At 61.6% G+C, this 13,783-nt stretch carries 7 protein-coding genes and 2 rRNA genes; all 9 read right to left on the bottom strand.

Annotation, left to right across the window (positions count from 1 at the left end):
- Positions 1-103: 103 nt before the first annotated feature.
- Positions 104-3,231, bottom strand: a 23S ribosomal RNA gene (locus E9229_RS12000).
- Between the two features lie 601 nt (positions 3,232-3,832).
- Positions 3,833-5,356, bottom strand: a 16S ribosomal RNA gene (locus E9229_RS11995).
- The 16S and 23S rRNA genes sit together here, the layout of an rRNA operon.
- A 619-nt stretch (positions 5,357-5,975) precedes the next feature.
- Positions 5,976-7,295, bottom strand: a complete 1,320-nt coding sequence (gene tyrS / locus E9229_RS11990) for a tyrosine--tRNA ligase (protein WP_183511534.1) — start codon at positions 7,293-7,295, stop codon at positions 5,976-5,978.
- A 37-nt stretch (positions 7,296-7,332) separates the two neighbouring features.
- Positions 7,333-9,624, bottom strand: a complete 2,292-nt coding sequence (locus E9229_RS11985) for a HelD family protein (protein WP_183512036.1) — start codon at positions 9,622-9,624, stop codon at positions 7,333-7,335.
- Between the two features lie 51 nt (positions 9,625-9,675).
- Positions 9,676-10,212, bottom strand: coding sequence for an adenine phosphoribosyltransferase (locus E9229_RS11980; protein ID WP_183511533.1), 537 nt, complete (start codon positions 10,210-10,212; stop codon positions 9,676-9,678).
- Between the two features lie 45 nt (positions 10,213-10,257).
- Positions 10,258-10,908: a DNA-3-methyladenine glycosylase gene (locus E9229_RS11975; RefSeq protein ID WP_183511532.1), complete on the bottom strand. Its 651-nt coding sequence runs from the start codon at positions 10,906-10,908 to the stop codon at positions 10,258-10,260.
- Positions 10,909-10,915: 7 nt separating this feature from the next.
- Positions 10,916-11,650 (bottom strand): maleylpyruvate isomerase family mycothiol-dependent enzyme, encoded by a 735-nt coding sequence (locus E9229_RS11970; RefSeq protein WP_183511529.1) that lies wholly within the window; start codon positions 11,648-11,650, stop codon positions 10,916-10,918.
- A 112-nt stretch (positions 11,651-11,762) separates the two neighbouring features.
- Positions 11,763-12,647: a protein phosphatase 2C domain-containing protein gene (locus E9229_RS11965; protein WP_183511527.1), complete on the bottom strand. Its 885-nt coding sequence runs from the start codon at positions 12,645-12,647 to the stop codon at positions 11,763-11,765.
- Entirely contained in the window at positions 12,635-13,759 is a 1,125-nt protein-coding gene (locus E9229_RS11960; RefSeq protein ID WP_183511525.1) for a hypothetical protein, read from the bottom strand. Before E9229_RS11960 ends, E9229_RS11965 begins: the two co-directional genes overlap by 13 nt.
- Between the last annotated feature and the right edge of the window lie 24 nt (positions 13,760-13,783).

Here is a 13,783-nt window from a genome sequence, read left to right as displayed (position 1 = left end):
AGGGTGTGCACCGGTACGGTGTTTTCAGTCCTGCAAGACGGTTGTTGTCTCGGGACCGCATAGTGGACGCAGCGTATCTTGCCACCCATGAAGGGTGGTGTTTGTGGTGTAAGTCATCGGCCTATTAGTACGGGTCGGCTTCACGGGTCTTTGGTCCCCGCTTCCACGTCCCGCCTATCAACCCAGTGGTCTGCTGGGGGCCTCTCACACAAATTGTGCGTGGAAATCTCATCTCGAAGTGGGCTTCCCGCTTAGATGCTTTCAGCGGTTATCCCTTCCGAACGTAGCCAATCAGCGGTGCACTTGGCAGTACAACTGACACACCAGAGGTTCGTCCGTCCCGGTCCTCTCGTACTAAGGACAGCTCTTCTCAAATTTCCTGCGCGCGCAGCGGATAGGGACCGAACTGTCTCACGACGTTCTAAACCCAGCTCGCGTACCGCTTTAATGGGCGAACAGCCCAACCCTTGGGACCTACTCCAGCCCCAGGATGCGACGAGCCGACATCGAGGTGCCAAACCATGCCGTCGATATGGACTCTTGGGCAAGATCAGCCTGTTATCCCCGAGGTACCTTTTATCCGTTGAGCGACGGCCGTTCCACAACGTGCCGCCGGATCACTAGTCCCGACTTTCGTCCCTGCTCGAGCTGTCGCTCTCACAGTCAAGCTCCCTTGTGCACTTACACTCGACACCTGATTGCCAACCAGGCTGAGGGAACCTTTGGGCGCCTCCGTTACTTTTTAGGAGGCAACCGCCCCAGTTAAACTACCCATCAGGCACTGTCCCTGACCCAGATCATGGGCCGAAGTTAGGTGACCGGTACAGCCAGAGTGGTATTTCAACGATGACTCCACCACAACTAGCGTTGCGGCTTCACAGTCTCCCACCTATCCTACACAAGCTGCACCGAACACCAATACCAAACTATAGTAAAGGTCTCGGGGTCTTTCCGTCCTGCTGCGCGTAACGAGCATCTTTACTCGTAGTGCAATTTCGCCGAGTTCATGGTTGAGACAGCGGGGAAGTCGTTACTCCATTCGTGCAGGTCGGAACTTACCCGACAAGGAATTTCGCTACCTTAGGATGGTTATAGTTACCACCGCCGTTTACTGGGGCTTAAATTCTCAGCTTCGCCTTGCGGCTAACCGGTCCTCTTAACCTTCCAGCACCGGGCAGGAGTCAGTCCGTATACATCGTCTTGCGACTTCGCACGGACCTGTGTTTTTAGTAAACAGTCGCTTCCCCCTGGTCTCTGCGGCCCCGATCCCCTCCGGAACGCGAAGTTCCATCAAGGTTGGGGCCCCCCTTCTCCCGAAGTTACGGGGGCATTTTGCCGAGTTCCTTAACCATGATTCTCTCGATCGCCTTAGTATTCTCTACCTGATCACCTGTGTCGGTTTGGGGTACGGGCGGCTAAAACCTCGCGTCGATGCTTTTCTTGGCAGCATAGGATCACCGAATCACCCCCCGAGGGGGGCGCCTATCGGGTCTCAGGCTTAGATGAGTCGCGGATTTGCCTACGACTCGCCCTACATCCTTGGACCAGGTCAATTCCATTGCCTGGCTCGGCTACCTTCCTGCGTCACACCTGTTAATACGCTTACCTCCCCGGCTCGGGTCCCGCGCCTTACACCCGGTAGATGACCCGAAGGTCATCTGGTGGGTGCTCGGGGCGGTTAGCATCGCCGGCTTAGTATGGGCGGTTTTTTACCGGTACGGGAATATCAACCCGTTGTCCATCGACTACGCCTGTCGGCCTCGCCTTAGGTCCCGACTTACCCAGGGCAGATTAGCTTGACCCTGGAACCCTTGATCATTCGGCGGACGGGTTTCTCACCCGTCTTTCGCTACTCATGCCTGCATTCTCACTCGTGTGGGCTCCACCGCTGGTTTACACCGCGACTTCACTGCCCACACGACGCTCCCCTACCCATCCAGGCGGCTGGACCACGAAGGCCTACCACATACCTGAATGACGCAACTTCGGCGGTGTGCTTGAGCCCCGCTACATTGTCGGCGCGGAATCACTTGACCAGTGAGCTATTACGCACTCTTTCAAGGATGGCTGCTTCTAAGCCAACCTCCTGGTTGTCTTCGCAACTCCACATCCTTTTCCACTTAGCACACGCTTAGGGGCCTTAGTTGGCGCTCTGGGCTGTTTCCCTCTCGACTATGAAGCTTATCCCCCACAGTCTCACTGCTGCGCTCTCACTTACCGGCATTCGGAGTTTGGCTGACGTCAGTAACCTTGTAGGGCCCATTAGCCATCCAGTAGCTCTACCTCCGGTAAGAAACACGCAACGCTGCACCTAAATGCATTTCGGGGAGAACCAGCTATCACGAAGTTTGATTGGCCTTTCACCCCTACCCACAGCTCATCCCCTCCATTTTCAACTGAAGTGGGTTCGGTCCTCCACGCGCTCTTACACGCGCTTCAACCTGGCCATGGGTAGATCACTTCGCTTCGGGTCTAGATCACGCCACTAACTCGCCCTATTCAGACTCGCTTTCGCTACGGCTTCCCCACACGGGTTAACCTCGCGACGTAACACTAACTCGCAGGCTCATTCTTCAAAAGGCACGCTGTCACCCCAACAAGGAGGCTCCAACGGATTGTAAGCGCACGGTTTCAGGTACTATTTCACTCCCCTCCCGGGGTACTTTTCACCTTTCCCTCACGGTACTTTTCCGCTATCGGTCATTGGGTAGTATTTAGGCTTATCAGGTGGTCCTGACAGATTCATACGGGATTTCTCGGGCCCCGTACTACTTGGGATACCATCACAGGGCGGCGAAACACATTACGGATACGGGACTTTCACCCCCTATGGTCCTGCATTCAAACAGGTTCTCCTATATGTTCGCACCTCACCCCGCCAGTGCGGCAGCACTGGCATGGATAGTCCCACAACCCCGACCATGCAACGCCCGCCGGCTATCACACATGGACCGGTTTAGCCCCATCCGCTTTCGCTCGCCACTACTCACGGAATCACTTTTGTTTTCTCTTCCTGGGGGTACTGAGATGTTTCACTTCCCCCCGTTCCCTCCACGCAGCCTATGTGTTCAGCTGCGGGTCATGCGGCATGACGCCGCACGGGGTTTCCCCATTCGGAAATCCTGGCATCAACGTCCGGTTATCGACTCCGCCAGGCTTATCGCAGATTCCCACGTCCTTCTTCGGCTCCCAATGCCAAGGCATTCACCGTGCGCCCTTAAAAACTTGACCACAAACAGGTCAAATCAAAAAGACACTAACTTATATCGAGAAAACCAACGGAACCACACACGAGGTGCGGTCCAGGGTCTTCTATCATCAAAGAAATTGCTATTTTGCATGCTCCACGACCCTCTCACACCCCCTCCCGAAGAAGCAGGCGATCAACGATACGTGGCATACAAGATGCTCGCGTCCACTATGCAGTTCCCAAACAACAACCCCATCACACCCACCACCAGCACCACCACCCCGTCACGGGATGATTCGGCGCGGCTTAGGCCATGCGCGGGGACAACCAGAAACAAACAGCCCACACACACCACCACTCACCCCCACCACAACGGTGAGAGACGAGCAAGTAAACATGCATGTCCTGTTGCCTCAGGACCCAACAGTGTGCCAAGAGACCGAACCCCCCACCGACCAGCTCCCCGTTCCCACCACACAAGTGCGGCGTACTAGGAAAACCAACCAGGAAGAAACCCGGCCATTACCTGTTAACATTCCACCCATGAGCACCCGTCCACCAACACAAGTGGTGGAAACGGGCAGCACTGAACACGCCGTGAACACCACTGTGGATGAACCGTACCTGCTAGTTGCTCCTTAGAAAGGAGGTGATCCAGCCGCACCTTCCGGTACGGCTACCTTGTTACGACTTAGTCCCAATCGCCGGTCCCACCTTCGACGGCTCCCTCCCACAAGGGGTTAGGCCACCGGCTTCGGGTGTTACCAACTTTCGTGACTTGACGGGCGGTGTGTACAAGGCCCGGGAACGTATTCACCGCAGCGTTGCTGATCTGCGATTACTAGCGACTCCGACTTCATGGGGTCGAGTTGCAGACCCCAATCCGAACTGAGACCGGCTTTTTGGGATTAGCTCCACCTCACAGTATCGCAACCCATTGTACCGGCCATTGTAGCATGCGTGAAGCCCAAGACATAAGGGGCATGATGATTTGACGTCGTCCCCACCTTCCTCCGAGTTGACCCCGGCAGTCTCCTATGAGTCCCCGGCATAATCCGCTGGCAACATAGAACGAGGGTTGCGCTCGTTGCGGGACTTAACCCAACATCTCACGACACGAGCTGACGACAACCATGCACCACCTGTGAACCGACCCCAAAGGGGAAACCGTGTTTCCACGGCGATCCGGAACATGTCAAGCCTTGGTAAGGTTCTTCGCGTTGCATCGAATTAATCCGCATGCTCCGCCGCTTGTGCGGGCCCCCGTCAATTCCTTTGAGTTTTAGCCTTGCGGCCGTACTCCCCAGGCGGGGCACTTAATGCGTTAGCTACGGCGCGGAAAACGTGGAATGTCCCCCACACCTAGTGCCCAACGTTTACGGCATGGACTACCAGGGTATCTAATCCTGTTCGCTCCCCATGCTTTCGCTCCTCAGCGTCAGTTAATGCCCAGAGACCTGCCTTCGCCATCGGTGTTCCTCCTGATATCTGCGCATTTCACCGCTACACCAGGAATTCCAGTCTCCCCTACATCACTCTAGTCTGCCCGTACCCACCGCAGATCCGGAGTTGAGCCCCGGACTTTCACGGCAGACGCGACAAACCGCCTACGAGCTCTTTACGCCCAATAATTCCGGATAACGCTTGCGCCCTACGTATTACCGCGGCTGCTGGCACGTAGTTAGCCGGCGCTTCTTCTGCAGGTACCGTCACTTTCGCTTCTTCCCTACTGAAAGAGGTTTACAACCCGAAGGCCGTCATCCCTCACGCGGCGTCGCTGCATCAGGCTTTCGCCCATTGTGCAATATTCCCCACTGCTGCCTCCCGTAGGAGTCTGGGCCGTGTCTCAGTCCCAGTGTGGCCGGTCACCCTCTCAGGCCGGCTACCCGTCGTCGCCTTGGTGAGCCATTACCTCACCAACAAGCTGATAGGCCGCGAGTCCATCCCAGACCGATAAATCTTTCCACCAAAAACCATGCGGCTTACGGTGCATATCCGGTATTAGACCCAGTTTCCCGGGCTTATCCCAGAGTCTAGGGCAGGTTACTCACGTGTTACTCACCCGTTCGCCACTAATCGGAGAGCAAGCTCCCCTCATCGTTCGACTTGCATGTGTTAAGCACGCCGCCAGCGTTCATCCTGAGCCAGGATCAAACTCTCCGTAAAAAAATACAGACACAACCAACACGCCGACTGGAAAAAGCCGACCGGGTTGCACCAAGTAAAAAAATCCCGGCAAATTGCCTCGAGCCTCCACACGGGGGTGCGGAGCCCGAAACCATTCACCAATTACATAATAAAATCGGTGTTAACAAATTTGGCACACTATTGAGTTCTCAAACAACAGACAGCGCACGGTTCCGAACAAGTTGGATTCTTTCGAATTCTTTATGTTTTTCGTCCGTGGCGATGTTTATAATTTATGTCATCGTTTCGTCATTGTCAAATCGTCATTTTCTGCGATTTGCTTCGTTTTGATTCGATGACCCAACCGGTCTCCGGATTCTTCGGGCATCTGAAATGCCCTGAAATTCCGGTGTTTTGGTTGGTTTGCCGTCCGTAGCTCCAGCGGTTATCCGCTGTGCCCCTCGGCGACTTGGAAAACATTACGGGAGTTTTCGAGATCATGCAAATCGGCCATACGCCCCAGTGATGTAGCCCGGGATTCCGGGCAATTCGGCTTGCTAGGCATTGCTTAAAAGAAGAACCACGCTGGTGAAAGCCGTGATTCGCGACTCGCCCACCAGCGTGGTTCTTTCTCCCTACTGCTACATCGGCCTGAAAATCAGCCGGCCACTTCGACCATGGCCAAATTCTTCTTTCCCCTGCGAACCAAAAGGTAACGACCGTGAAGCAGCTGATCCGCCGTAATGACACCGTCGAGATCGGTGACCTTGACGTTGTTCACGTACGCGCCGCCCTCCGTGACCGTGCGACGGGCAGATGACTTGGAATCCGAAAGCTTAGAGGCAACCAGCAGGTCGATGATCCCCATCGAGTCGGCTGGCACGGTGACGCTGTCAAGTTCCTCAGTTGCGGCACGAAGCGTGGGTTCATCCAGCTCGGTCAGTTCGCCCTGGCCGAAAAGCGCCGCCGAAGCGGCGATCACGCTTTCGGTTGCCTGCACTCCATGGACCAGGGACGTGACGTCGTAAGCGAGTTCCTTCTGCGCCCGACGGGCAAAGGGACGCTCCGCGACTTCGCGCTCCAGCTCTTCGATCTTCTCGCGGCTCATGAAGGTGAAGACCTTCAACCGGGAGATCACATCGGCGTCGGAGGTGTTCAGCCAGAACTGGTAGAACGTGTACGGGCTGCACATCTCCGCATCGAGCCAGATCGCATTTCCCTCGGACTTGCCGAACTTGGTGCCGTCCGAGTTGGTGATCAGCGGTGTGCCGAAGGCGAAGACGGACTTGCCCTCCACCTTGCGGATCAGGTCGGTGCCGCTGGTCAGGTTACCCCACTGGTCCGAGCCGCCGGTCTGCAGGGAGCAGCCATAGAGCTTGTGCAGCTGGAGGTAGTCGTAGCCCTGCAGGACCTGGTAGCTGAACTCGGTGTAGCTGATGCCCTCATCGGAGTTCAGGCGCGCCGATACGGTTTCCTTCTTGATCATGGTGCCCACCCGGAAGTACTTGCCGACCTCGCGCAAGAAGTCGATCGCACTCAGCGGGGCGGTCCAATCGAGGTTGTTGACCATGCGCGCGGCATTGTCTCCCTCGAAGGAAAGGAAGCGCTCGACCTGGGCCTGCAGCTTGCCGACCCAATCGGCGACGGTTTCCTTGGTGTTGAGCACGCGCTCGGCGGTCTGGCGCGGATCACCGATCAGGCCGGTGGAGCCGCCTACCAGGCCCAGTGGCTTGTGGCCCGCCAGCTGCAGGCGGCGCATGTTCAGCAACTGGACCAGGTTGCCCAGGTGCAGCGAGGGGGCCGTCGGGTCGAACCCGCAGTAATAGGTGATCGGGTCCCCCGCCAGGGCCTTTTCCAGCTCGGTTTCATCGGTGGAAACGTGGACCAGGCCACGCCACTTCAGTTCCTGCCAGACATTCTCGAACGACTGATCATTGCTCTGCCCCGTAAGCGCGGGGTTCTGCTGGGTTAAAGACACGCCTTAAACCTAGCAGGAGCCCCGCCCTTGCGCCGCTTTATTCCATTCCCGCCGGTATGCCGCCCTCGGCAAGCACGCGCAGCCGCTGCGTTGCCCGAGTCATCGCGACGTACAGGTCACCGACGGTTCCATCGACCTCGTCGACGAGTTCCTGCGGTTCCAGCACCACGACGACATCGAATTCAAGGCCCTTCGCCTCGCGGGCGCCGAGCACCACGATGTCCTGGCTCAGCCCGCCCGAGCCGCGGCCCACGCGCTTTCCATAGAGCCCAATGACGGCAGCGCGCGCCGCATCGAGCTTGGACTCGGGCACGATGACGGCCAGCAATCCCCCATCGGCGATTTGGACCTCGCCGGGAAGCACCTCGATCAATGTGGGGAGCAGCCGGCCCGGGGCCAAGCGATCGATGACCGGTGGCCACCGTCCGTCGCGGACGGCCTGCGGGGTGGAGATGGTCAGCCCCGCGGCGTGGGCCACCCTGGTTGCCGCCTCGGCAATTTGGGTCGGGGTGCGGTAGTTGACGGTCAGCTCCTCCAACGTGAATCGCTCGCGCACGAACGGTTCCATGGCGCCGGCCCAACTAGTGGCTCCGGCGGCCGAACTGGACTGGGCGATGTCGCCCACGATGGTGAATGACTTCAACGGGCAGCGGCGCATCAACAGGCGCCACTGCATCGGCGACAGTTCCTGGGCCTCATCGACCACGACGTGGCCATAGGCCCAATCGCGGTCCAGTGCGGCCCGTTCGGCCGCCGTCTTGGAGATGGCCGTCTCCTGGTTCATGGCGGCCAGGTCCGAAGCCTCGACCAACCCATCCATGCCGGCATTGAACAACATCTCGTTGACGTTGCGCAGCGTCTGCTCCGCGTTCGCCACGTCCCTTTCGAGCTGCGCCTCCTGGGCAGCGTCCTCGCGGCCGCTGGAGACGTTGAACTCGCCCAGCAGCTCGGCTGCCTCGTCCAGCAGAGGCACGTCGGATTCGGTCCAGGGCGAGCCCGGTGCGCGGTACAGGACCTTGCGTTCAGCGGCGCTCAGCTGCGGTGCGGCGGCGGCGAGCAAGTCCGGACGGGCATAAAGTTCCTCGATGAGCCGCTGCGGCGTCATCGGCATCCAGCACAGGTTCAGCGCGATGCGCACGTCCTGGGCGCTGCGCACGTCCTCCAACAGGTAGCTGCGGTCAGCTGCGTTGCCGCCACCCGACGACTCCTCGAGGATCTCCTGCATCTGGTTGGCCAGCTCGCGCAACAGCACCTTCACGAATGTCTGCCGTGCATCGTTGTGCGGCTTGTGGGTTCCGCGGGCCTTGTCGCGGGCGTGGCGGACCTGGGCGCGGGTGAGGATCAGCGCAGTTCCCTCGACCACCACACGGCGGTCCGCTGCGGGAAGTCGCTGGCGGTTTGCCACGGCGCGGGCCACGACCTTGGCCATGGACAGCTTGCCCTTGACCCGGGCGGCCTCGCGGTTGTGCTCGGACACCGCGTGGATGCCCGGCATCAGCTGGCCCAACGACGACATGACCACGCCGGTCTCGCCGAGCGAAGGCAGCACGCGTTCGATATAGCGCATGAAGGACGGCGAGGGGCCCACGAGCAGCACGCCGGCGGTCTTCAGCCGTTCACGGTGTTCGTAGAGCAGGAAGGCCGCCCGGTGCAGGGCGACGGCCGTCTTGCCGGTTCCCGGTCCACCCTGGACGACGAGTACCCCGGGCAGCGGCGCACGAATGATCCGGTCTTGTTCGGCCTGGATGGTGGAGACGATGTCATGCATCCGGCCGGTGCGCTTGGAGCTGAGCGCGGCCATCAGCGCACCCTCGCCCTGGTGTCCGTGTTCATCGGCCAGCAGGCCGGAATCGAGCACTTCATCCTCGACGCCGAGCACGGTGCGGCCCTGCAGCATCAGGTGCCGGCGTCGGCGCACTCCCATGCGGTGAAGTGCCGTGGCCTGATAGAACGCGGCGGCCTCGGGTGCACGCCAGTCGATCATCAGCCGGGTCTGTTCTTCATCGGTCATGCCGATGCGCCCAATGTAGCGGGTCGTGCCCGCATCGCCCCGGGCCGGGGCGTCGCCATCGGCGGGGGCATCGACATCAAGCCGGCCGAAGACCAGCTTGTCCTCGACCGCGTTGAGCTGGGCGAGACGGTCCTCGTACAGGGTCGCGAAGGCGTCGCGCTCGGAGACGTTCTGCAGCGTGCCGACGGCACCGGTACCCCGGACCCGCTTGAGCTGCTCCTCCTTTTCGGCGCGCAACTCATCGAGACGGTTGTACAACCGGGCGACGTAGGTGCGTTCGAGCTCGGCCTCGAGTTGGACCGCCGTGGACTCGTGCATGGATTCTCCCTCAGCCAAAATCATGGACAGACCAGTCTACAACCGCTTCGATCAGACCAGTTGCAGCGAATGGACTTTGTTGGCTCCCAGGCTCCCGCGTCCGCCAAGGGCCGAAAGTTCAAGGACTACGCCGATGCCAACGACCTGGGCGCCGGCCATCTCGAAGAGCTTCACGGCGGAGCCGACGGTGCCTCCGGTGGCCAGCACGTCATCGAGGATCAGCACCCGGGTACCGGGGGCGACGTCGTCGCGGTGCAGCTCCAGCGTTGCCGTGCCGTACTCCAGCGTGTAGTCCATGGAATGCACCGGGCGCGGCAGCTTACCGGCCTTGCGCACGGTGACCATGCCGGTGCCCGAGGCGTAGGCTGCCGCGGCGGCCATCACGAATCCGCGGGCCTCGAGCCCGGCGATCACATCGAACTGTCCGGAGAAGGGTTCGATGACCGCGTCGGTGATCCGCCTCAGTCCCACGGCATCTGCAAAGACGGGGGTGAGGTCCTTGAAGGAGATCCCCGCGCTGGGATAGTCGGGCACGACCTCGGAGAGCCGGTCCAGGAGTTCGGTAATGGATTCACGCTGAATATTCACCCGACAATCCTACGCGCACCCATCACCGGGCAATGCCGGGGCACGCTACCGCCGGGCCCCGCGCACGGTGGCCGGGCGGTAGGTCGACACGCTGTCCTCCCCCGGCAGCCAAAACCGCCACGGGTAGGCGGCCGTGCCACCCTCCCCCGCGACGCCGACCCGTGGACCGGCGTGGTGCTCCAGGGGCGTGGCACTGAGGGAACCGAGTTCGAAGTGCGGTCCCGGGGCGGAGCTGTCGGCCAGGCCCATCGGTTCGAGCCGGGCCCCGCTGTGCTCCACCCGCAGGCCCAGGCATTGGGTCAGCCGGGCCGGGCCCGAAGCCAGGTCCCGCGCCGTGCGCGGGATCGCACCCCGGCGGGCCACTGCCACGTCCCGGCCCTCGATGACCTCCCCGCCGCGCATCAGGCAGGCCGAGGAATTCCCGTCGGTGCCGCAGACGATGCTGGCGCAAAAGTGCATCCCATAGGTGAAATAGACATACAGGGTCCCCGGAGGCCCGAAGAGCGCCGCATTGCGGGCCGTCTTGCCGCGGTATCCATGGGACCCCGGATCCAGGGCGCCCTCATAGGCCTCCACCTCGGTCAGCCTCACGGCAACCGAGGTCCCGTCCAGGCTGACCCGCAGGACCGCGCCGAGAAGCCGCGGGGCCACGATCGTGGCCCCGTCCCCGAGCAAGCCGAATCCGGAGGCACCCATGGCCAAGCTACTTCTTGCCCGGGCCCGCCGCCCAGGGCAGCAGTTCGGGTAAATCAGCGCCGTCGGCATCCGCGGTGGCACGCACCGGACCCACCGGTGTCCGGCCGGCAAGCCACGCCGCGAGGTCATATTCCATGCCGGTCACCACCACCGCCTCGAGTCCGGAGCCCAGGGTGAACGGGGTACCGCCTGTCGGCTGGAACACCACGCGCTTGTCCGCCGGAATCCGTCCGGCGAGGGCGTCGAAGAGGTGCGCGCAGAAATCACTGCTCCAGTCGAGCGGCGTGTGCCCCAGACCGAGGTCGGTCGCGTGGATGACCAGTTCGCGCCAGGCAGCGAAGACGCAGTCGCGCACCACGCTGCCGGGGCGGAATCCGGTCTCGGCCGCCCACCCCCCCGCGGGGATCGCGTGAAGGCCGGTTGCAAGCAGCCCCAGTGCCTCGGTGACCCGGGCCCGCAGCGCCTCGGGGGCCATCAGCGCCGCGAGCTCGATCCGTTCGTTGCGTCCGGCTTGACCGCCGTCGTACATCGGCACGAGCTCACCGGTGCGGGCCGAGGAGAGCTGGCGGGCCATGGCCCGGGCAAAGCCATCCACGTGTGCCAGCACGTGCGCCCTGTCCCAGCCCGGCAGCTGGGAGGCCTGGGTGTACTGTACGGGGGCGATGGCCGGCAGCAACTTTTCCCAGCCGGCAAGTGCCTTCGAGACGGAGCCGGCCAGGTCGGAATCGGTGATCTGAGTCATGGGCCCACCTTATCCTCCCGGTTCGGCCGTTTCACCGCTTCGGAGAAACCCGAACCGGGCGTCGTCCGGCGTCGAGGGCACCTGGGGTACCGCGCCCGCTACCCGGACAGCGTCACTGCGTCCCGGTGCCACCGACGGCTCGGACATCGCCAACGACCACATGCACGGCAGTGATGTCGTCGATCTGCTTGAACCGCGGATAGCGGTTCCAGGTCGGGTCGGCCGCGAACCCTGCTTCGATGGCGCCAAACACGCTTTCCACGCCGGTGTCCCGCACCGCCACCAAAAGCTCCGGCGCGTTGGCATACAGATGGAGCGTGTCGTGGGCCGAGGAAAATCCGTCGGTCATGAGCAGGACATCGCGCACCTCGCCCAGGGGCACCCGAAGGACGCTGGCCTGGGAAACCCCTTTCCCGTAGGGCTCGAGGATCCAGTAGCCGCCGGGCTCGTTCATGCGTTGCCGGTTCGCGACGAGCTCATCGTTGATCAGGGGCCGGGCCGCCCTGGCCTCGATTCCCTGCCGCGCGGCGGTCTCCACCAGCACTGACAGGGCATTGGCATCCAGGGCGGGCAGGAGCTCATCCTCCATCGTGATGAATTCGCCGGACCGGAGCCCGACCACCAGCGAGCAGTCACCAATGCGCAGCAGCTCCAGCTCGGCATCGACGACTCGAACCATCACGGCCCCGGCGGAAGGCACGCCGTAGGCGGGAACCGATGCTGCCCCCTCGCACCCGAGGTAGCGCGGCAGGATCCCTTCCAGGGCCAGGGCAAGACAACCGGCAAGGTCAAGAGAGGCATCTGCCAGATACCTGGGCAGCGAAACGCACAGGGCATCCACCAGCCACTTCGCGTCGGAACAGTCCGCAGTGACGGATCCCGCCAGCGGCGAGGCCCCGTCAAAGACGACCGCGTATTCCGGTTTGTGGAACAACCCGTCCTCGTTGCACGGGCCCGCGCCCCTGCACAGCTCGCCTCCTACCGTCAGCGCAGCCAAATCAAGGCACCTCCCACACAGGCCAGCAGGCCCACGCCACCGGCGATGAGCACTCTCCAGCTGCTGGTGCTCAGATGCCGTTCGAGGATGAAGCTGAATCCGGAGAAGGCCACCAGCAGGGCCCCCATCAGGACGACGATCAGACCGGCCGCATCCTGCGGCGGAAATGACACCGCCATTTGCACGCTGCCGATGGTGAAGGAGATCAGCGCCGCGAAGAAACCAAGGAACTCGAGGTTCTTCAGGGTGGAGCCGTCCATCCGGCTGACCGATTCGGCCAGCTTGGCTTCGGCCTCGTCATGTTTCCGATCGAATTCCCGGGAATATTCCTCGATCCGGTTCCGCAGCTTCCGGTCGTTCTCCTGGGACTGAATCGAGAGCCTCAGCGACTGGTAGTTGCCGATCCTGATGGCGTAGTCGGACCGTGACGAGTCCTCCCGGTCGATGGCGAAGGTGATGCAGATCAGGGCCTCGCCGTAATCATGCCGCAGCGCCAGCAGTCTGGCCTTGGTTGCGTAGAACTTCGCATAGCCGGGCTCCAGCGCTATGGCGTCGTCCACGGCCTTGAGCCCTGACTCGATCGCATCCACGGGAGGTTGCTCATCCCCGTTCTCCCGTGCCAGTTCACGCGCGGTAGCCACGACGTCGGCGTAGAGGTGGACGAAGCCGGTATGTTTCGGGAAGCCCTGCGCGTAGCCGCGGGACAGCCGAAGTGTTTGTGACACGTCCACGTTGCGCAATCCGCGCTCCAGATCAGACATGACGCGCGTGTGGCCATAGGCGGGCCGGCCGGCAAACCGCGGCCCGTAGATCATGAACCAGCTCTCCAGCTCGGTGAAGTCCTTCATCCGGCGCAGGAGGATGGTTCCGCAGTAGAACGCGGCGAAGGCCACGTCCTCGTCGGCGTCGCGTACGGCCACCAGCAGTTCGGGGCGAAGCCGCGCCCGGTCGGCCTTCAGCGCGATGCCCATGAGCAGGAGCTCATACTCGCGCGAGGTCTCCATCGGCAATGGCTTCAGCAAGTCGGCCAGGGCACATCTTCCGCCGTGGTAGTCATCCAGCGTCCACGTCGTGGGGGCCCCGGCCCGCGGTGGTGCCGTCGTTTCCGTCATCGTCTGCTCCCTCACTCGTTCTGC

The organism is Paeniglutamicibacter cryotolerans (genome assembly GCF_014190875.1).
GTDB lineage: Bacteria > Actinomycetota > Actinomycetes > Actinomycetales > Micrococcaceae > Paeniglutamicibacter > Paeniglutamicibacter cryotolerans.
This window is presented reverse-complemented; position numbering and strand designations above follow the sequence as displayed.